General features: G+C 62.3%; 21 protein-coding genes and 1 tRNA gene. 7 read left to right on the top strand and 15 right to left on the bottom strand.

Going from position 1 to position 20088, the window contains the following annotated elements; genetic code table 11:
• Window positions 1–7 precede the first annotated feature (7 nt).
• Window positions 8–1705, top strand: a complete 1698-nt coding sequence (locus J2X53_RS05085) for a beta-1,6-N-acetylglucosaminyltransferase (RefSeq protein ID WP_349036397.1) — start codon at window positions 8–10, stop codon at window positions 1703–1705.
• On the top strand, window positions 1706–3115 hold the full coding sequence (locus J2X53_RS05080) for a nodulation protein NodH (RefSeq protein ID WP_349036396.1): 1410 nt from the start codon (window positions 1706–1708) through the stop codon (window positions 3113–3115).
• On the opposite strand, the gene J2X53_RS05075 is transcribed toward J2X53_RS05080, so the two are convergent.
• From J2X53_RS05075 to J2X53_RS05005, 15 genes are all read right to left on the bottom strand, one after another.
• Window positions 3100–4548 (bottom strand): mannitol dehydrogenase family protein, encoded by a 1449-nt coding sequence (locus J2X53_RS05075; protein ID WP_349036395.1) that lies wholly within the window; start codon window positions 4546–4548, stop codon window positions 3100–3102. The genes J2X53_RS05080 and J2X53_RS05075 overlap by 16 nt on opposite strands.
• A 1-nt stretch (window position 4549) precedes the next feature.
• Window positions 4550–5320: an L-iditol 2-dehydrogenase gene (locus J2X53_RS05070; RefSeq protein ID WP_349036394.1), complete on the bottom strand. Its 771-nt coding sequence runs from the start codon at window positions 5318–5320 to the stop codon at window positions 4550–4552.
• The gene (locus J2X53_RS05065; protein WP_349036393.1) at window positions 5317–6315 is read right to left on the bottom strand and encodes an ABC transporter ATP-binding protein; all 999 of its coding nucleotides are present in this window, start codon (window positions 6313–6315) and stop codon (window positions 5317–5319) included. The genes J2X53_RS05070 and J2X53_RS05065 overlap by 4 nt, the downstream gene beginning before the upstream one ends.
• A gap of 7 nt (window positions 6316–6322) precedes the next feature.
• The gene (locus J2X53_RS05060; protein WP_349036392.1) at window positions 6323–7153 is read right to left on the bottom strand and encodes a carbohydrate ABC transporter permease; all 831 of its coding nucleotides are present in this window, start codon (window positions 7151–7153) and stop codon (window positions 6323–6325) included.
• A gap of 1 nt (window position 7154) precedes the next feature.
• Window positions 7155–8027: a sugar ABC transporter permease gene (locus J2X53_RS05055; RefSeq protein WP_349036391.1), complete on the bottom strand. Its 873-nt coding sequence runs from the start codon at window positions 8025–8027 to the stop codon at window positions 7155–7157.
• Window positions 8028–8129: 102 nt separating this feature from the next.
• Window positions 8130–9443, bottom strand: coding sequence for a sugar ABC transporter substrate-binding protein (locus J2X53_RS05050; RefSeq protein ID WP_349036390.1), 1314 nt, complete (start codon window positions 9441–9443; stop codon window positions 8130–8132).
• Between the two features lie 106 nt (window positions 9444–9549).
• Complete coding sequence (locus tag J2X53_RS05045; protein ID WP_349036389.1) at window positions 9550–10503, bottom strand: sugar-binding domain-containing protein; 954 nt, start codon at window positions 10501–10503, stop codon at window positions 9550–9552.
• On the bottom strand, window positions 10500–11168 hold the full coding sequence (locus J2X53_RS05040) for an HAD family hydrolase (RefSeq protein WP_349036388.1): 669 nt from the start codon (window positions 11166–11168) through the stop codon (window positions 10500–10502). The genes J2X53_RS05045 and J2X53_RS05040 overlap by 4 nt, the downstream gene beginning before the upstream one ends.
• A gap of 7 nt (window positions 11169–11175) precedes the next feature.
• The gene (locus tag J2X53_RS05035; protein WP_349036387.1) at window positions 11176–11640 is read right to left on the bottom strand and encodes a PTS sugar transporter subunit IIA; all 465 of its coding nucleotides are present in this window, start codon (window positions 11638–11640) and stop codon (window positions 11176–11178) included.
• A 35-nt stretch (window positions 11641–11675) separates the two neighbouring features.
• Window positions 11676–12251 (bottom strand): ribosome-associated translation inhibitor RaiA, encoded by a 576-nt coding sequence (gene raiA / locus J2X53_RS05030; RefSeq protein WP_349036386.1) that lies wholly within the window; start codon window positions 12249–12251, stop codon window positions 11676–11678.
• A 228-nt stretch (window positions 12252–12479) separates the two neighbouring features.
• Window positions 12480–13241 carry an LPS export ABC transporter ATP-binding protein gene (gene lptB, locus J2X53_RS05025; RefSeq protein WP_349036385.1) on the bottom strand — a complete coding sequence of 254 codons (762 nt, stop codon included), beginning with the start codon at window positions 13239–13241 and terminating at the stop codon, window positions 12480–12482.
• A complete protein-coding gene (gene lptA / locus J2X53_RS05020) occupies window positions 13238–13726 on the bottom strand; it encodes a lipopolysaccharide transport periplasmic protein LptA (RefSeq protein ID WP_349036384.1) in 489 nt (162 codons plus the stop codon). The genes lptB and lptA overlap by 4 nt, the downstream gene beginning before the upstream one ends.
• Window positions 13727–13754: 28 nt before the next feature.
• On the bottom strand, window positions 13755–14375 hold the full coding sequence (locus tag J2X53_RS05015; RefSeq protein ID WP_349036383.1) for a hypothetical protein: 621 nt from the start codon (window positions 14373–14375) through the stop codon (window positions 13755–13757).
• A gap of 69 nt (window positions 14376–14444) precedes the next feature.
• Entirely contained in the window at window positions 14445–15059 is a 615-nt protein-coding gene (locus J2X53_RS05010; RefSeq protein WP_349036382.1) for a ribonuclease H-like domain-containing protein, read from the bottom strand.
• A gap of 88 nt (window positions 15060–15147) precedes the next feature.
• Window positions 15148–15232, bottom strand: a tRNA-Leu gene (locus J2X53_RS05005).
• Between the two features lie 166 nt (window positions 15233–15398).
• Between J2X53_RS05005 and J2X53_RS05000 the strand changes: the two genes are divergently transcribed.
• The 5 genes from J2X53_RS05000 to J2X53_RS04980 all read left to right on the top strand — a co-directional run bounded on the left by J2X53_RS05000 (window position 15399) and on the right by J2X53_RS04980 (window position 20088).
• Window positions 15399–16385: a complex I NDUFA9 subunit family protein gene (locus J2X53_RS05000; RefSeq protein WP_349036381.1), complete on the top strand. Its 987-nt coding sequence runs from the start codon at window positions 15399–15401 to the stop codon at window positions 16383–16385.
• A gap of 4 nt (window positions 16386–16389) precedes the next feature.
• The gene (locus J2X53_RS04995) at window positions 16390–17190 is read left to right on the top strand and encodes an undecaprenyl-diphosphate phosphatase (RefSeq protein ID WP_349036380.1); all 801 of its coding nucleotides are present in this window, start codon (window positions 16390–16392) and stop codon (window positions 17188–17190) included.
• Window positions 17191–17350: 160 nt separating this feature from the next.
• The gene (locus J2X53_RS04990; protein ID WP_349036843.1) at window positions 17351–18787 is read left to right on the top strand and encodes an NAD(P)-dependent oxidoreductase; all 1437 of its coding nucleotides are present in this window, start codon (window positions 17351–17353) and stop codon (window positions 18785–18787) included.
• Between the two features lie 120 nt (window positions 18788–18907).
• Window positions 18908–19621, top strand: coding sequence for a hypothetical protein (locus J2X53_RS04985; RefSeq protein WP_349036379.1), 714 nt, complete (start codon window positions 18908–18910; stop codon window positions 19619–19621).
• Window positions 19618–20088 (top strand): GFA family protein, encoded by a 471-nt coding sequence (locus J2X53_RS04980; protein WP_349036378.1) that lies wholly within the window; start codon window positions 19618–19620, stop codon window positions 20086–20088. The genes J2X53_RS04985 and J2X53_RS04980 overlap by 4 nt, the downstream gene beginning before the upstream one ends.

Genomic DNA, 20088 nt, shown 5'->3' with positions numbered 1-20088 from the left:
GCGGGGCATGACCGTCGGCTTTGTGATGCTGTGCCACACGGCGCTGGATCGCGCTGCTCAGGTTGCGCGCCACTGGGCCGTGCGGGAGTGCCCCGTTGTCATTCACGTTGATCGCCGGGTCGCGGCAAAGCGCTATAGCCAACTGGTCGCAGATCTGGCCGATCTGTCCAATGTGCGGTTTTCTGGCCGCCATGCCTGTGAATGGGGCACGTGGGGCATTGTTGCCGCCAGCCAGGAAGCCGCTACGGTCATGCTGCGCGATTTTCCGCAGGTGCGCCACGTCTACCTTGCCTCCGGGTCGTGCCTGCCCCTGCGCCCGGTCGAAGAGCTGCGCGCCTATCTGGATGAGCGGCCCAAGACCGATTTCATCGAAAGCGTCACCACTGAAGATGTCGGCTGGACCATCGGGGGCTTGGATTTTGAGCGGTTCACGCTGCGCTTTCCGTTCAGCTGGCGCAAACAGAAGTGGTGGTTTGATACCTATGTCAAACTGCAGCGCATGGTGGGTTTTCGGCGCAAGATCCCTGCCGAACTGGTGCCGCATCTGGGCAGCCAGTGGTGGTGTCTGACCCGGCAGACCCTGTCGGCGATTCTGGAACACCCCGAGCGGGACAAGATTGACCGCTACTTCCAAAAGGTCTGGATCCCCGACGAAAGCTATTTTCAGACTCTGGTGCGTCAGGTCTCCAGCACGGTGGAAAGCCGGTCGCTGACGCTGTCAAAGTTCGATTTTCAGGGCAAGCCGCACATCTTTTACGACGATCACCTGCAGCTCTTGCGGCGGTCCGATTGCTTTGTCGCTCGCAAGATCTGGCCCGATGCGGTCAAGCTTTATGCCGCTTTTCTGTCAGATGACCGCAGCCGGCAAGCCGCCGCCGAGCCCAACCCCGGCAAGATTGACCGGCTGTTCGCCAAAGCGGTGGAACGGCGGACAAAGGGGCGGCCGGGCCTGTACATGCAAAGCCGGTTTCCGAATGAGAACTTTGAAAACGGGCGCACGGCCGGGCCGTATTCGGTGTTCTGCGGCTTTGCCGATGTGTTCGAGAATTTTGAAATCTGGCTGTCAAAGGCCAGCGGAACCCGGGTTCATGGCCATTTGTTTGCGCCGGACCGTGTGCATTTCGCTGGTGGGGAAACGGTCTATAACGGCGCTTTGTGCGACAGTGCAAAGGTGCGCGACTATAACCCCAAAAGTTTTCTGACCAGCCTGATCTGGAACACGCGGGGCGAACGCCAGTGCTTTCAGTTCGGCCCGGCGGATACCCAGGAACTGAACTGGTTCCTGACGCTGGACGGCAATGCGCAGATTTCGGTGATCTCGGGCGGGTGGGCGGTGCCCCTGTTCCATTCCAACCAGAACTTCGGCGATATCCGGCGCGAGGCGGCGCGGCTGCAAAAGATCGAGCAGGAGTTTCTGAATGTCCTGCGCTCGCCCTATACCAAGGCGCGGGTGCGGGTCTGGTCGCTGGCGGATTTCATCGAAAACCCGATGGAGCCGTTGCAGACCATCATTGACGAGATCGGGCCGCGCCAGGGGCGGCGGCTGACCGAGGCGCCGCGCATGGCCGACCTGACCGGATTTGGCCAGTTTCTGCAAAACCTGCGCAATCAGGGAATGCAGCCGGTGCTGATGGGCGACTTTCCCGTTGGCGATGACCCGACCCCCAAATCCACGCGCCGCGGGCGCCCCTATCTGGTGAAATGAGTGTCCAGACGGTTTGACAGTTTCGTGATGTTCGCGGAAATGCGGACGGGGTCGAATTTTCTCGAATCCAACCTGAATGCAATGCCCGGTGTCACCTGCCACGGAGAGATGTTCAACCCGTATTTCATCGGCAAGAAAGATCAGCTGAGCCTGTTCGGATACGCTTTGGCCGACCGTGAGGCGGATCCGATGGCGCTGATCCGGGCGATGCGGGCGCAGACTGCGGGGCTGGCGGGCTTTCGCTATTTTCACGATCATGACCCGCGCGTCTTGCGGCCGGTTCTGGATGATCCGCGCTGTGCGAAAATCATCCTGACCCGCAACCCGGTTGAAAGCTATGTCAGCTGGAAAATCGCGCAGCAGACCGGGCAGTGGAAGCTGACCAATGCGAAGAACCTGAAAACCGCGCAGGTCCGCTTTGACGCGACGGAGTTTGAGGCGCATGTCGCCTCGTTGCAGGCGTTTCAGGTGCAGCTGATGCACGCCTTGCAGGTCAGCGGTCAGACTGCGTTTTACATTGATTACGACGACATCAATGATCTGGAGGTGCTGAACGGGCTGGCGGCCTTTCTGGGGGCAGAGGCGCTGGCAAGCTTAGATGGCAGTCTGAAAAAGCAAAACCCGGAAGAGATCGCGCAAAAGGTGCTGAACCCCGAGGAGATGGACCGGGGGCTAGCCCGGCTTGACCGGTTCAATCTGGCGCGGACCCCGAATTTTGAGCCCCGCCGCGCGCCGATGGTGCCGCAGTTCATTGCCGCGCGCACGGCAGGCTTGCTTTATATGCCGGTCCGGGGTGGCCCGGTGGCGCAGGTAAGCGACTGGCTCCAACGCTTTGGCGTGGTTGAGAGCGACTTTACGCAAAAGTCGCTGCGCCAGTGGAAGAAGGCGCGGGTGGGTCATCGGTCGTTTACCGTTCTGCGTCATCCGGTGGCGCGGGCGCATGACGCCTTTTGCGCGCAGATCCTGACCGGAGGGTTCGCGCAGATCCGCGAGCAGCTGGTCAAGATCCACAAGCTGGAGCTGCCGGCAGCGGGCACGGATTATGCCGATGCGGCGTCGCATCGGGCCGGGTTCATCGGCTTTCTGAAGTGGATCAAGCTGAACCTGTCGGGCCAGACCAGCGCCCGTGTCGATGCGTATTGGGCCAGTCAGGCGGCGTTGCTGCAGGGCTTTGCCACGTTTCAGGGCCCGGATATCGTGCTGCGGGAGGAGCGTCTGGCAGAGGGGCTTGCCTTTCTGGCGGCCGAGGTCGGGCAACAGGCCCCCGCAGTGCCGCCTGCGCCTGCCCATGGGTTCACCCCATTGGCAGCAGTCTACGACGCCGAGGTTGAGAGCGCCGCGCGCGAGGCTTATGCGCGCGACTACGTGGCCTTCGGCTTTTCCGACTGGCAGGGTCAGCCGCCCAGATAGCGCGACAGGGTTTTCTCGGTGCCATCCGTCCACAGTGCCGTCAGCGCGGCGGCAAAGGCGGTGGCAAAACGGGGGTCTTGGCCGGTGTCGCCATAAATCGCCTTTTGCCGGGTCCATACCGATGGGTCAGCCTTGGCCGCCCGCGCCAGATTTTGCAGGGTCTCCCACTCGGGATCATTCGGATCGGTCACCGCGCCACTGTCGGTCGTGCCCGCGCAGTACCGGCACCACAACGCTGATACCAGCGCCAGCCCGTCAATCTTGCCCCCCGCCGCAAGGGCATCGCGCAGCGACGGGATGATGAACTTGGGCTGCCGGTTCGATCCGTCAAAACACAGGCGGCGTTCGGTATCGGCCACCTCGGGGTTGCTGAACCGCTGGCGGATCAGCGCGTAGTAAGCGCCCAGATCGGTATCGGGCACCGGCGCGACGTAAGGAATGATCTCTTCGCGCTCTACCTTGTCGAGAAATCCGCTGATCAGCGGATGGGCCATCGCTTCATGCACGTATTCAATATCCATCAGCCCGCCGGGATAGGCGATGGTGGCATGGCCGCCGTTCAGGATACGGATCTTCATCGCCTCATAGGCGTGCACATCGTTGGTAAAGGTCACGCCGACCCGTTCCAGAGCGGGGCGGCCCGTCGGGAAGTGATCTTCCAGCACCCATTGGCGAAACGGTTCGCAGGTCACCGGAACCGGGTCATCGCCAAGACCGAACTCCGCCGCCATCGCGCGTTCACGCGGGCCGGTGGCGGGGGTGATGCGGTCGACCATACCGTTGGGAAAGGCGACACTGGTCTGAACCCAATCGGCAAAGGCGGGGTCAGACAGGCGGGCAAGGCCGGTGATGGCCGTTTGTGTCACGTGCCCATTGCCGGGCAGGTTATCACAGGACATCACCGTAAAGGGGGCGATGCCCGCCGCTTTGCGCACGCTGAGCGCGGCGAGGATTGCGCCGAACGCGGTCTTCGGGGTTTGCGGATGGGCGGCGTCATGGGCGATTTCGGCGGCGTCAGGGTCGAACTGGCCGGTTGCCGCGTTGATGAAATAGCCGCCTTCGGTCACGGTCAGGCTGACAATGCGGATGGCGGGGTCGGTCATCGCGGCGATCAGCGCGGCATTGTCGGGTTGCACCGCGACAAAGCCGGTCATTGCGCCGACACGGCGGGCGGTTCTGCCCTTTGGGTCAAGCTCGATGATCGTCGACAGACAATCCTGAGCCAGCATCGCATCGCGCATCCGGGCATCGCCCTCCCGCACCCCGGCGCCCAGAATGGCCCAATCCTGCGCCAGCCCCATGGTCATCAGGTCGTCCAGATACACCGCCATATGCGCGCGGTGAAAGTTGCCCAGACCGATATGGACGATGCCGGGGGTGAGGCTGGCACGGTCATAAGCGGGCAGGGCGACGGGGGGAGCTTTGGTGTTCATCTCAGGCCATCCAGTTTCCGCCATCGACGCCAAAGCACTGGGCGACGATGTATTTTGCGTCATCGGTGGCGAGGAAAATCGCCATGCCGGTCAGATCCGCCGCTGTGCCCATCCGGCCAAACGGCACCGCTGCGCCCACCTCGCGCTTTTTCTGGCCCGGGGCTTTGCCTTCGTACTTCGCGAAGAACGCATCCACCCCGTCCCAATGCTCGCCATCCACCACGCCGGGGGCGATGGCGTTGACGTTGATGCCGTGGGAAATCAGGTTCTGGCCGGCGCTTTGGGTCAGCGAGATGACGGCGGCCTTGCTGGCGCAATAGACCGCCACCAGCGACTCGCCACGCCGCCCGGCTTGCGATGCCATGTTGATGATGGTGCCACCTTGCCCGCGCGCGATCATGTGGCGCGCGGCGGCCTGCATGCAGAACAGGGTGCCGGAGACATTCACGGCGAACAGCCGCTCGAAATCCGTGCGGCTGATCTCGGCAATCGGTGCCGCGCTGAACAGGGCGGCGTTGTTGATCAGGATATCCAGTTGGCCCATCCCGGCAATCGCCGCCGCAAAGCCTGCATCAATGCTGGCCTGCTGGGTCACATCCATCTGGACCGCCATCGCCTGCGGGCCCAGGTTTGCCGCCGCATCGGCCACCGCCTCGGCGTTGATATCGGCCAGGGCCACCGTCGCGCCTTCGGCAATATAGGCGCGGGCGAATTCCAGCCCGATGCCGCGCGCGGCCCCGGTGATCAGCGCGGTTTTTCCCTGCAATCTCATGCCATTGCCTTCCCGTCTGCGCCAAAGCGCAGGATCTTGCCCGGTTGGGGGCTCATGCGGATGCTGTCGCCATGGTGCATCATCACCTCGCCGCTGGCGCGGACGGTCAGCGTGCCAAGCGCCCCGGCATTGACCTTGAGGAAGGTGTCCGATCCAAGATGCTCGGACAGACCCACCACCCCTTCCCACGGACCCTCGCCGCCGATGTCGATATGTTCGGGCCGGATGCCGATGGTGGTGGCACCATGTTTTGCCGCCTCGGCGCCGTCGATCAGGTTCATCTTGGGGCTGCCGATGAAGCCTGCCACGAACAGGTTGGCGGGGCTGCGGTACAGCTCCATCGGGCTGCCGACCTGTTCGATGCGGCCCGCGTTCAGCACCACGATCTTGTCGGCCATGGTCATCGCCTCGACCTGATCATGGGTCACATAGATCATCGTGGTTTTCAGCGTCTGATGCAGTTCGCTGATTTCCTGCCGCATCGACACCCGCAGGGCGGCATCGAGGTTGGACAGCGGCTCGTCGAACAGGAACGCCGCCGGTTCGCGCACGATGGCGCGGCCAATGGCGACCCGCTGGCGCTGCCCGCCCGACAACTGGCCGGGGCGGCGGTCAAGATAATCGCCGAGGTTCAGGATCTTCGCGGCATGGCTGACGCGCCGTTCCTGCTCCGCCGGGTCCATGCCGGCCATCTTCAGCGGAAAGGCGATGTTCTTGCGCACCGACATATGCGGGTACAAAGCGTAGGACTGGAACACCATCGCCAGCCGCCGTTTGGCCGGGGGAAGGTCGGTGGCATCCATGCCGTCAATCGCGATCACCCCGCCGGACGTATCCTCCAGCCCGGCAATCAGCCGCAGCAGGGTCGATTTCCCGCAGCCGGATGGCCCGACAAAGACCACGAACTCGCCGTCTTCGACCGACAGGTCGATGCCGGGAATGACATCCACCTCGCCAAAGGATTTGCGCACTTGATTAAGGGTTATCTGTCCCATGTCGTCCTCACTTCACCGCGCCAAAGGTCAGGCCGCGCACGAGTTGCTTTTGACTGAACCAGCCAAGGATCAGGATCGGAGCGATGGCCATGGTGCTGGCCGCGCTGAGTTTTGCGTAGAACAGGCCCTCGGGGCTGGAATAGCTGGCGATGAATTGCGTCAGCGGGGCCGCCTGTGATGTGGTCAGCTGCAGCGTCCAGAACGCCTCATTCCATGCGAGGATGATGTTCAGGAGCATGGTTGAGGCGATGCCCGGCACCGCCATCGGCGTCAGCACATACAGGATTTCCGATTTCAGGCTGGCGCCATCCATCCGCGCGGCTTCCAGAATCTCGCCGGGGATTTCCTTGAAATAGGTGTAAAGCATCCAGACCACGATCGGCAGGTTGATCAGGGTCAGCACCCCCACCAGCCCGATCCGGCTGTCCAGGAGGCCAAAGTCGCGGAACAAGAGGTACATCGGCACCAGCACGCCCACAGCAGGCATCATCTTGGTCGACAGCATCCACATCAGCAGGTCTTTGGTGCGACGCCCCGGCACAAAGGCCATCGACCACGCTGCGGGAATGGCAATGGCCAGGGCGATCACGGTCGATCCGACCGACAGGATCACCGAGTTCCAGAAGTGGCGGCCATAGTTCGAGCGTTCCTGCACATCATGATAGCTTCGCAGCGTCCAGTCGCTGAACAGCACCTGCAGCGGGGTCTTGATCGCATCGGCTTCGGATTTGAAGCCAAGGATGATGATCCACAGGATCGGAAAGAAGATCAGGAACCCGATGCTCCACGCAGCTATGGTGACAACGGCCTTGCTTGTGTTTGAGGCTTTGCGGGCCATGTCATGCCTCCAGATTCTTGCCGATCATCCGCATCAGGAAGATCGCAACGATATTGGCCAGAATGACCGCGATGATGCCGCCCGCCGAGCCGCCGCCCACGTCGTAGTTCAGCAGCGATTGCGCATAGACGAGGTAGGTGAGGTTGGTGGATGCGGTGCCGGGGCCGCCATTGGTGGTGACAAGGATTTCGGCAAAGACCGACAGCAGGAAAATGGTCTGGATCAGGATGACCACGGTGATCGACCGGGTCAGATGCGGCACCGTCAGATAGACAAAGCGCTGCATCCAGCCTGCGCCATCCATTTCCGCCGCCTCTTGCTGTTCGCGGTCGAGGCTTTGCAGCGCGGTCAGCAGGATCAGCGTGGCAAAGGGCAGCCATTGCCAGGCCACGATCAGGATGATCGAGGCCAGCGGCGCATGGGACAGGAAATCATAGGGTTGCAGGCCAAGCGCTTTGGCCACGTGGGCAAACATGCCGTTCACTGGGTTCATGAACATGTTCTTCCACACCAGCGCCGACACGGTGGGCATCACAAAGAATGGTGCGATCACCAGCACCCGCACGATGCCCTGACCCCAGAACGGCTGGTCCAGCAGCAGCGCCAGCAGGATGCCTCCGATCACGGTGATGCACAGCACCCCCAGCACAAGGATCAGCGTGTTCGACAGGGCCGACCAGAACGCGGGCTGGTTGACGAAGTAATAGTAGTTCTCAAAGCCAACGAATGTCTCCATCCCCGGCATCAGCAGGTTGTAGCGCAGGAAACTGAAATACAGCGTCATCCCCAGCGGAACGATCATCCACAACAGCAGCAGGATGACGGCGGGAGACAGCATCAGACGCGCAGCAGTCCGGGAATGGGCGGTTGCCATCGGCTTGGTCCTTGGTCGGGGGGAAGGGGGGTGCCGGGTGGAGGCACCCGGCACCAGAGGGTGATGCCGGGCTTGCAGCCCCGGCACCACGGGAAGGACTGGTTACTTGATGTAGCCAGACCGCGTCATTTCCGTCGTCACCAGTGTTTGTGCGGCGGCAAGGGCGGCTTCGGCTGTCATCGTGCCGGCAAGGGCGGCGCTGAACTGCTGGCCAACGGCGGTGCCAAGCCCCTGAAACTCAGGGATCGCCACGAACTGCACGCCGACATAGGGCACCGGATCAACCGTCGGGCTGTTCGGGTCCGCCGAATTGATGCTGTCGAGCGTCATCTGCGCAAACGGCACCTTCTGGTATTCCGGGTTGGCATACAGCGAGGCGCGGGTGCCCGGCGGTACGTTGGCCCAGCCTTCCTTGGCGGCAACAACCTCCAGATACTCTTTCGATGTGGCCCAGGCGACGAACGCTTTTGCGGCGTCCACTTTCTCACTCCCTGCCGGAATGCCCAGCGACCATGCCCAGAGCCAGTTGCCGCGCTTGCCAAGGCCCGTATCGGGGGCGAGCGCAAAGCCGACCTGATCGGCCACGGTCGAATCGGTGGGGTTGGTCACAAAGGAGGCCGCCACGGTGGCATCAATCCACATGCCGCATTTGCCTTGCTGGAACAACGACAGGTTTTCGTTGAAGCCGTTGTTGGCCGCACCGGGGGGGCCGTAATCGTTCAGCAGCGCCAGGTAGTCGGTAAGCGTCGCTTTCCACGCCTCACCATCAAATTGGGGCTTCCAGTTTTCATCAAACCAGCGCGCGCCATAGCTGTTCGACATCGCGGTGAGGAAAGCCATGTTCTCGCCCCAACCGGCCTTGCCCCGCAGGCAGATGCCATATTGCTCGGCCGATTTGTCGGTCATCGCGGCGGCGGCGGCTTTGATATCATCCCAGGTCGGGGCGTCGGGCATGGTCAGACCCGCCGCTTCCATCAGGTCGCGGCGATACATGACCATCGAGGATTCGCCGTAGAAGGGGGCTGCATAGAGCTCGCCATCCACGGTCAGGCCGCCCCGGATCGCGGGCAAAAGGTCGTCCACGTCATAGTCTGCGGGCAGATCGTTCAAGCTGACCAGCCAGCCCTGCTTGCCCCAGATCGGCACCTCATAGGTGCCGATGGTCAGCACGTCGAACTGGCCGCCCTTGGTGGCGATATCGGTGGTCACCCGCTGGCGCAGAACGTTTTCTTCCAGCGTGACCCACTCGACCTTGATGTCGGGGTGTTTGGCATAAAAGTCATCCATCAGGCCTTGCATGCGGATCATGTCGCCGTTGTTCACGGTGGCCACGGTGATGGTGGTCTCGGCCATGGCGGCACCCGCCAGGGTCAGCGAAACCGTCGCGCCAAGCAGCGCGCGGAGTGTGAGTGTCATTGGTATCCTCCCTGTCAGCGAATGAGCAAATCATCGCTTGATGGGCAATTACTCACATCTTGCCCCGATTGGTCAAGCCCTCTCATCCGCCGCAGATGCGAAGAGGTTATCTTGCCAGTATTGCGCGCGCAGTGGCCTCGTCTGTGATCAGCCCGTTGACAATGCGGGATTTCAGCGCGCCACAAATCGCCGGAACCTTTGATGCGCCTGCAGCAATGCCAATCGCCGGGCGCTCTAGTTTCGGCTCCACCCGCACCCCGCCGGTGCGGGTATTGGTTCCCACGTCCAGATACTGGCCGTCCGAATCAAACACCCAGCCCGCCACCTCGCCCGCCGCACCTGCGGCGCGCATCTGGTCAAGTTCCGCGCGGGTCACGAAGCCATCGGCCAGCAGCGGCGCATCATCAGACATCTGCCCGACGCCGACAAAGACCACATCGGCGCTGCGGGCCAGATCGGCCACCCGCTTGACCGGCCCCAACGCGCGAAACGCGTCACGCTCGGCACTGGTGGGCGAGATCACCGGCACCAGCATCGGGTAATGCGGTGCGCGCACCTTGTCGGACACCCGCATGATCACATCGAAAAAGCTGGCCGACCCGTCGGGCGCGATATTGCCGATCAGCGACACCAGCCGGTGATGGGCGGCATCCAGCGGGGCCACGGCATCGACCATGCCGCGCAGTGCCCGCCCGGTTCCCAGCGCGATGGTCAGCGGCTCGGGCAGGCGCAGCACCCGCTCCAGTTCGGCGGCGGCGGCGGGGGCGATGGACAGGACCGGGTCAGCGGCACCCAGCGACGGCGATACCCGGCAGCGACCCAGACCAAAGCGGTCACGCAGGGCAGATTCCAGATCTAGGCAGGCCCCGATCCGGTGGTTCAGCCGCACGTGGATCAGCCCGTCCGCCATCGCACGCGCCACCAGCCGCTGCGCCCGCTGACGGCTGATGCCCAGCTCGGCCGCGATCTGGTCCTGGGTCATGCCCCCGACGTAATACAGCCAACCGGCCCGGGCGGCGTCATCCTGTGGGCTGGGGTCACTGTGCTCGATCCGGCTCATTGCCTCTGCGCCTCCGGGGCCATCTGAAAGAACTCTGCGAAAGAGGCAAAGCGCAGATCCGGGCGGGCACTGTCAGCCTCTGCCAGATCAAGCCCGGTCATATGGCTGCCGCCGGTAAACTGCCAGACCTCCATGCCTGCTGCACGGGCTGCGGCCACACCGGTCAGGCTATCTTCGATCACCAGACACTGCTCTGGCGCAAATCCCATGCGGTCGGCGGCAAACAGGAACAGATCGGGCGCTGGTTTGCCACGTGCCACCTGACTCGCGGTGAAGATCCGCTCGCCCAACCGGTCCCACAATCCGACCAGCCGCAACGACATTTCTGCCCGGCGCGGGCTGGACGAGGTGGCCACACAGCAAGGCACCGCCAGTTGCTCGATCACCGTCGCCACATGCGGCATGATCTTGAGCCCGGCCCGAAAGCCTTCGAGCAGGCGGTCGCGGTAATCGTCTTCAAAACTGGGGGGCAGGTCCAGCCCGAACTCGGCCCGGATCTGTGCCATCACCACCGGATAGCTGCGGCCCAGAAAGTGCCGCGCGACATAGGGCAGATCAATCACCACGCCGCGCGCGGCCAAGGCCTCGATCAGCATCCGGGCGCTGATGATCTCAGAGTCGATCAGCACGCCGTCACAGTCAAAGATGACAAGACCGCGGCCCATACGGGCGTCAGGCCGCTTGCGGGGCGCGGGCTTCGGTCAGGATCGCATGCAGCTTTGCCGGGTCGGTGTTGGCGCGCAGCTTGGTGACCACATTCTGGTCACGCATGGTGCGGCTGACCAATGCCAGCGCCTTGAGGTGATCGACACCGGAATCCTTTGGCGCAAACAGACCGAAGATCAGATCGACCGGCTGACGATCCACAGAGTCATAATCCAGCGGCTTTTCCAGCCGGATGAAGACGCCCACGATCCGGTCAAGATCTTCCAGGCGCGCATGCGGCAGCGCGATGCCATGGCCCACACCTGTCGGGCCAAGGCTTTCGCGTTCCTGCAAACCGTCCACCGCAATGGCCGCCGTCAGCCCGTAGCTGGAGGCGACCATCTCTCCCAACTCCTGAAAGAGACGCTTCTTGCTGGTGATCTGCCCGACGACGCGAACGGCGCCGGGCGTGAGTAGCTTTGCTAGTTCCATGGACGGTCGTGTTCCCGAACAGCCTGTGGCTGCCCCTATTTGCTGTTACGCGGGTCGATCCAGCCTATATTGCCGTCATCCCGGCGATAGACCACATTCACCCCGCCGTGCCCTTCGTTGCGGAACACCACCATGCGTTGCCCGCCAAGCTCCAGCTGCATCACGGCCTCGCCGACGGTGATCGAAGGAATCTTCGTCTCCATCTCGGCGATCACGATCGGCTGGAGGCTGTCCGGCTCCACATCTTCGGCGTCCTCAGTTGGGGCGAGGATATACGAGGATGCCCCGCCAAATTCAACAGGTGTCGTACGGGACGTATGGTGGTTGCGGATCCGGCGCTTGTAGCGGCGCAGCTGCTTGTCCATTTTCTCACGGCAGGACTCAAAAGCAGCATAGATTTCAGTGGCATGGCCCTTGGCCTGCGCTGTCAGTCCGGTGGAGAGATGGATCACGGTTTCGCAGACGTATTCATGCGCCACGCGGGAAAAGACGATCACAGCTTCGGTTGGTCGCTGGGCGTATTTCTCGACCACTTCGCCAAGTTCGGATTTCACATGGGTTTGCAGGGCTTCTCCAACGTCGATCTGTTTTCCACTGATCTGATAGCGCATTATGTTTCCTCCGCGCGGCTTCTTGCTCTGGCACCGGACGGTTTGTCCGCCGCCAAAGGTCTTCTCTTTCTGACATGGGGGCGTGCGGCGCATCTGCAAGGTGGCGGGGCCGGTGACGGCCGCAGGCAGGTCTGGTACTGGCGGGTTTTCGCACGCATCACGTGTATTTGGCGACAGGCATGCCCAGCTTGTCAACAGAATCGTCACAAGGATGTCATCTGATTGCGGTCAGGAAATACGGAAATTTTGTCCCAGATACACGCGGCGCACCGTTTCATCGCGCACCACTTCATCCGTGGTGCCGCTCATCAGCACATGTCCGTCGTGCAGAATATAGGCGCGATCCACAATTTCCAGCGTTTCCCGCACGTTGTGGTCGGTGATCAGCACGCCGATGCCGCGCGATTTCAGATCATGCACCAGACTGCGGATTTCGCCGACCGCGATGGGGTCCACCCCGGCAAAGGGTTCATCCAGCAGCAGATATTTCGGGTTCGCCGCCAGACAGCGCGCAATCTCTACCCGCCGCCGCTCTCCGCCCGACAGCGCCAGCGCAGGCGCACGGCGCAGGTGGGTGATCGAAAACTCGCTCAGCAGCTCTTCCAGCCGTTCGCGCTGTTTGTGACGGTCAAGATCGGTGATCTCCAGCACGGCCAGAATATTGTCTTCGACCGACAGGCCGCGGAAAATGCTGACTTCCTGCGGCAGATAGCCGATGCCAAGCCGGGCGCGGCGATACATCGGCAGGGCGGTCACATCCTTGCCGTCGATGATGACCTGCCCGCCTTCGGGCGTGACCAGACCGGCAATGGCGTAAAAGCACGTGGTCTTGCCCGAACCGTTTGGCCCCAAGAGCGCCACGACCTCGCCCCGGCTCAGATGCATCGACACGTCGCGGATGACCGGACGTTTCTTATAGCTTTTGCGCAGCGACCGGATCACCAGCCCCGCACTGCCCTGAGTGACGGAAAGCGACGGGCCGGGGGTCAAGGTGTTTCACCCGGCTGGAACACGGTTTTCACCCCACCGGTCATGGTGCCGGTGCCGTCCTGCAGATTGACGGTCAGTTCCTGACCTGAAATTGCGGCACGACCCTGGGTCAGCAACACATCGCCGGTCATCACCACAGTGCCACTGGCAATGGTATACACCGCCTCTGCCGCCTCGGCCGCATCTGTCGGGCTGACAAGGGTAACGTTTCCGGTCGCGATCAGGCGGTCAATACCATCGCCAGTGGCGGTATACTCCACCCGCATCGTCTGGGCTGTCAGCTGCATATCGCCCTGTTTTGCCGTCACATTGCCGGTAAAGAGCGCCGCGCCGCTGGCCTGATCGACCGACAGCGAGTCAGAGGTCACCTCGACCGGCAGCGAGCTGTCCTGTTGCAGCCCGCCAAAGCGGATCTCGGCCTGCTGCGCAACGGCGGGAAGCGCAAATGCTGCGGCAAGACAAAGGGCGCGCAAGAACTGGTACATGTGTGGCCTGTGGGAAAGGGGCGTTTGATCAATTTGCCGGTTGGTATATCAGCTTCACGGTGCCATTGAAAACCAGAAGATAGTTACCGTCGGCTCCGGCCTCTTTCGTCAACCGCATGCTGTCGGCAGTGACGACGCCCGCAGGCCCGGTCGCGGTGACATCGGTGGGCAGCAGAATATCTGTGACATCCATGGCGGCGGTCAGCGTGTCGCCCTGGACCTGCCAGCCCGATGATGATGTGACCGTGACGCCACCCGAGAGCAGGATCTGCCGCGCCGCAGGGTCGATCCGGCCTGCGCCTGCCTCAAGCTCGGTACGTGCGCCGTCCGGGGTTTCCAGAACGCCGTTCAGCACCGTCGCACTGGCCCCCGCGCCATCGGTCACAGCGGGCCGCGCCTCGTCGCCGGTCACTGTCAGCGCGGCGCCGTCATTGGTCAGTCCGGCATAGTTCGGCGCGGTCATGCGGGGTTCGCGCAGGCGCTCTTCGACATCAACCTCGGCATAGGGAATCGCATCATCGGGGTTGATGGTGCGGGCCACCAGAAACAGCGTCGACAGGATCACAAGCGCCAGCAACGGCAGCACAATCTTGAGCCAGCCGATCAGCCGCGAATGGATGTCCGTTTCGATCATGGGGACTCTGCTCATTCAGACCAAGGCTACAGGCAGCGGCGGATTTGGCCAACCGCTGCCTGTGCCGCTTCGGCGGCAGCCCGCTTAGTGGTGAAAGATATCGGTAGGTTCCGCCCAGCCCATCAGGTCCAGCTCTGCCCGGGTCGGCAAGAATGCAAACAGCCGGTTGGCCAGATCGGTGCGGCCTTCACGCTCCAGCCGCTTTTCCAGCTCGGCTTTCAGCGCGTGCAGATACAGCACATCCGATGCCGCATAATCCTTTTGCGCCTCGGTCAGGGTTGCGGCCCCCCAGTCGCTGGTCTGCTGCTGTTTGGACACATCGACGCCCACCAGTTCGAGCAGCAGGTATTTCAGCCCGTGCCGGTCGGTAAAGGTGCGGATCAGCCGCGAGGCGATCTTGGTGCACCACACTGGCTGAGTCGTGACGCCAAACGCGTTTTTCAGCGCGGCGATGTCAAAGCGGCCAAAGTGGAACAGCTTTACCGTGTCGGGATCGGTCAGCAACCGCTCCAGATTGGGGGCGCTGGTCTGGCCGGGGGCGATCTGCACCAGATGCGCATCGCCCTTGCCATCCGACAGCTGCACAACGCACAGCCGGTCACGCCGGGGGTCAAGGCCCATGGTTTCTGTATCAATCGCCACCACCGGGCCAAGGGAAAGGCCATCGGGCAGGTCGTTCTTGTGCAGGTGAATCGTCACGCGGTGGCCCCTTTGAACATGATGTGCCGCCTTAGCAGGCCGCGGCACAAATGAAAACGGCCGTCCCGAAGGACGGCCGTTTTGAATTTGGTGCCCAGAAGAGGACTCGAACCTCCACGCCTTGCAGCGCTGGTACCTGAAACCAGTGCGTCTACCAATTCCGCCATCTGGGCGATGGTGTAGGCGGCTTCTATGCGGCCAGTGCGGGGGTGTCAACGGGGAGAAAAGCGGTTTGTTGTAAAAAACTCAAACCAGATGCGACGGCCTTTCATCTTGCCCGCGAAGGGTGTGAAAGCTATGGACGTTGCAGGTTTCGTCAGGCCAAAAGGGGTCGCGCGCATGAGCAAGCTTGTCACCATCTACGGCGGTTCGGGTTTCGTCGGCCGCTATATCGCACGCCGCATGGCCAAAGAGGGCTGGCGGGTGCGCGTGGCGGTGCGCCGCCCCAATGACGCGTTGTTCGTCCGGCCTTACGGTGTGCCCGGTCAGGTGGAACCTGTGCTGTGCAACATCCGCGATGATGCGTCGGTGCGGGCGGTGATGACGGGCGCGGATGCGGTGATCAACTGTGTCGGCATCCTGAACCGGTCTGGCAAGAACACGTTTGACTCGGTTCAGGCGCAGGGGGCTGCCCGTGTGGCCCGTATTGCAACCGAACTCGGCGTGCCGCATCTGGTGCAGCTGTCCGCCATCGGGGCCGACGCCGCCAGCAAAAGCGACTATGCCCGCAGCAAGGCCGAGGGGGAGGCAGCGGTTCTGGCCGCCTATCCGTCGGCGGTGATTCTGCGGCCATCGGTGATCTTTGGCACCGAAGATCAGTTCTTCAACCGCTTTGCCGGCATGTCCACCCTGACGCCGATTCTGCCGGTTGTGGGGGCCAACACCCGCTTTCAGCCGGTCTATGTCGATGATGTCGCCCAGGCCGCCGTGCTGGCTGCCAGTGGTCAGGCCACACCCGGCATCTATGAGCTGGGGGGGCCTGATGTCGCAACCTTCCGCGATCTGATGGCAAAGATGCTGGGTGTGATCCAGCGTCGCCGTCTGGTGGTGAATATTCCGTTCTTTGCTGCCCGGCTGATGGGCGGCGGGTTTGATCTGTTGCAGACCCTGACCGCCGGCCTGTTTGAAAACAAGATGCTGACCCGTGATCAGGTCAGAAACCTCGCACGTGACAATGTGGTGGCCGACGGGGCAAAGGGTTTTGCCGATCTGGGCATTGCGCCAACCTCGATCGATTCGGTTTTGCCCGAATATCTGTGGCCCTACCGCCCGTCGGGCCAATATGCGGCCATCAAGCGTTCGGCAAAGAACCTGAAGAAAGCCTGATACGTTGGACAATATCTTTCTCGCCGCCCTTCTTGGTCTGCTCGAAGGGCTGACCGAGTTTATTCCGGTGTCATCGACCGGGCATCTGCTGCTGGCTGGCCATTTCCTGGGGTTCGACAGCCCCGGCAACACCTTTGAGGTGGTGATCCAGCTGGGGGCTGTACTGGCGCTGATCTCGCTTTACGCCGTGAAGCTGACCGGGCTGGCCTTGCGGGCGCGGACCGATCCGGCCGCGTTGCGGGCGCTGATGTCACTGCTGATCGCCTTTTTGCCCGCCGTCTTTATCGGCCTTCTGGCGCATGACTTCATCAAGACGGTGCTGTTTGAATCGCCGATGCTGATTGCGGTGATGCTGATTGTCGGCGGGGTTATCCTGCTGGTCATCGACCGGATTGCCCCGCCACCGGTTCATTTCGATGCAACGGAACTGCCGCTCGGCAAGGCGCTTGTGATCGGGATTTGCCAATGCCTGGCGATGGTGCCGGGGGTGTCGCGGTCGGGGGCGACGATTGTGGGGGCGTTGATGCTGGGCGTGGAAAAGCGGGCGGCGGCAGAGTTTTCCTTTTTGCTCAGCCTGCCCACGATGGGGGCCGCGGTTGCCTACGATCTGTTCAAATCCCGCGATCTGCTGGATTTTTCGGCTTTTGCCGATATCGCCGTTGGCTTTGCCGTGGCCTTCCTGACCGCGATCATTGTCGTCCGGTCGGTGTTGGGGTTCATTGGAAAGCATGGCTATGCGGTGTTCGGCTGGTGGCGAATCACTGTCGGAACGCTTGCGTTGATCGGGCTTTGGGCCGGGGCGTGACGGATTAGGTATCGGATACTGACCTAATTTGCGAAAGAAATGTCAGTGCGGCTGACCAAAGTGACAAAAAAGCGCAAATAAGGTCAGTAATGCTGACTTTTATTCCCCGCGGGCGTTCGGTATGAAAGCCAAACCCGATATCCGCATGGGAGACGCAGCCTTGGCCACGCAGAAAATGCTTAAATTCGTGACCGTCGCCAAAGAGACGCCGGAGAAGCGCCCGCCGACTTTGCGCAATCAGGATTTCCATGAGATTTACCGCGAGTTCGCGGCAGACAAGGCGGCAGAGCAGGCCGGGCGGTGCAGCCAGTGTGGCGTGCCCTATTGCCAGTCGCATTGCCCGTTGCACAACAACATTCCCGACTGGCTGCGGCTGACCGCCGAGGGCCGTCTGGAAGAGGCGTATGAGCTGTCGCAGGCCACCAACACATTCCCCGAGATTTGCGGCCGCATCTGCCCGCAAGACCGGCTGTGCGAAGGCAATTGCGTGATCGAACAATCGGGCCATGGCACCGTGACCATCGGCTCGGTCGAGAAGTACATCACCGACACCGCTTGGGAAAACGGCTGGGTCAAGCCGATCAAACCGGCGGTGGAACGCGCCGAAAGCGTCGCCATCATCGGCGCGGGCCCCGGCGGGCTGGCCGCTGCTGACGTGCTGCGCCGCCGCGGCTATCAGGTCACCGTTTATGACCGCTATGACCGCGCGGGCGGGTTGATGACCTATGGCATTCCCGGATTCAAGTTGGAAAAACCGGTGGTTATGCAGCGGATTGAGCAGCTGGAGCTGGGCGGCGTGAGCTTTGTGCTCAACTGCTCGGTCGGGGTTGATATCAGCTTTGACGCAATCCGGGGCCAGCATGATGCGGTGCTGATTGCCACCGGCGTGTATAAATCCCGCGACATCGAGGCCCCGGGCGTCGGCGCGCGGGGCGTGGTGCGGGCGCTGGATTACCTGACCGCCAGCAACCGCAAAAGCTTTGGCGACGATGTGCCGGAGTTCGACTCGGGCGAGCTGAACGCGACCGGCAAGCGTGTGGTGGTCATCGGCGGGGGTGACACGGCGATGGATTGCGTGCGTACCGCGATCCGGCAGGGGGCCACATCGGTCAAATGCCTGTATCGCCGCGATCGTGCCAATATGCCGGGCAGCCAGCGTGAAGTGCAGAACGCAGAAGAAGAAGGCGTTGAATTCGTGTGGCTTTCCGCGCCCAAGGGCTTTACCGGCGGCGCGGTGGTGGATGGCGTGATGGTGCAGAAAATGCGCCTTGGCCTGCCCGATGCCACCGGCCGTCAGATGCCTGAACTGATTGAAGGCGCCGACTATGTTGAAGGCGCTGACCTTGTGGTGCAGGCGCTGGGGTTCGAGCCCGAAGATGTGCCGACGCTGTGGGGCGTGCCCGATCTGGCCGTGACCCGCTGGGGCACCATCAAGGCCGATTTCCGCACCCATGCGACCAGTCTGCCGGGCGTTTACGCGGCGGGTGACATCGTGCGTGGGGCTTCGCTGGTGGTCTGGGCGATCCGTGACGGACGTGAAGCTGCAGAGGCGATCATGGGGTATCTGGCGCAAACCGGGGCAGTGGCTGCGGAATAGGCGGGTATGGTTGGCGTATGATCTGTGTCTGGCAGACGTATGGCAGGTGTATGGCAAGCAAAACCGTCAGGGAAAATGGGCGCAGGTCAGCATGGCTGACCTGATCGGAGGGCTGGAGTAATGTTGAAACACGTTCTGATCGTCGCGGCCTTGCTGCCGGTTCCTGCCTTTGCCGGGTCATTCAGCCCGCCCGAGGGCTGCACCACATTCATGACCGTGCAGGCGCGGCAGTGCCGGGTGTCCAACCACTACAAATGCAGCGCCGATGCCCCCGGCGATCAGTGGCGCGCTGATTTTGACCAGCAGGGGCCGTTCTTTCTGAGCCGGATCAACAGTGAAGCCGAATGGGTCGAAAGCTATGATCTGGGCGAGACCGCCGTGCGCCAGGCGCTGGACCCTGATCCGTCAGATCCGGCGTCGTTTTCTGAGCTCTTGGGGTCGGGCACCGATACTTTTGCCTTCAACCTGAGCCGCGACAATGGCGAACAGACCCGGGTCAACGGCTTTGACACGCTGACCGGGCGCACGTTTACCATTGACGGGATAACGCTGTCGGAAACCCAGTACGAGTTTACCGAAACCGACCAGAGCGGGGTGATCCTGCGGCAGTCGCGCGGCAATGAATACATTCACCCCGAGATGCGCCTGTTCTTTTCCGGCCCCTCGGAATGGAAGGGCCCCGACGGGGATTTCCTGCCGATGGACGGCAGCCCGGTCAAGTTCCTGTTTCCGGGGGATCCCGGCTTTGCCGCGACCGAGCCGCTGTTTGACTGCGACCCGCTGATGACCCAGGCCGCCCCGGAGGCTGCCCCGATTCCGGCGGCGTTCAGATGAGCGCGGCACCGGACATGGCCTTGGCCGACAGCCGCAGCGGTGGGTGCCTGTGCGGAGCGGTGCGGTTTACAGCAAAGCTGGACCGCAAGACCTTTGGCGCGTGCCATTGCGAGATGTGCCGTCGCTGGTCGGGGTCTGCGTTGCTGGCGATTACCGTGCCGACCGGGAATATCGGCTGGCAGGGGGCAGAGCATATTGCCACGCTGCAAAGCTCTGACTGGGCCAGACGCGCGTGGTGCGCGCGGTGCGGATCGGGGCTGTATTACATGGTCACTGCCGAAGGCCCCCACTTTGGCAACACCGAAATTCCCATCGGCCTGCTCGATGATGCAAACGGGCTGACGATGCAGTCGGAAATCTTTTTCGATCAGAAGCCCGATTGTTTTGCCTATGCAGGCGAGACCCAAAAACTTAGCCGTGCCGAAACGCTTGCGATGTTCGGCGATGACGCCAGCCCAGAGGAGTGA

This window comes from Pseudotabrizicola sp. 4114 (genome assembly GCF_031457365.1).
GTDB lineage: Bacteria > Pseudomonadota > Alphaproteobacteria > Rhodobacterales > Rhodobacteraceae > Pseudotabrizicola.
The sequence above is the reverse complement of the archived record's forward strand: the minus strand, read 5'-3'. Positions and strand labels throughout refer to the sequence as shown.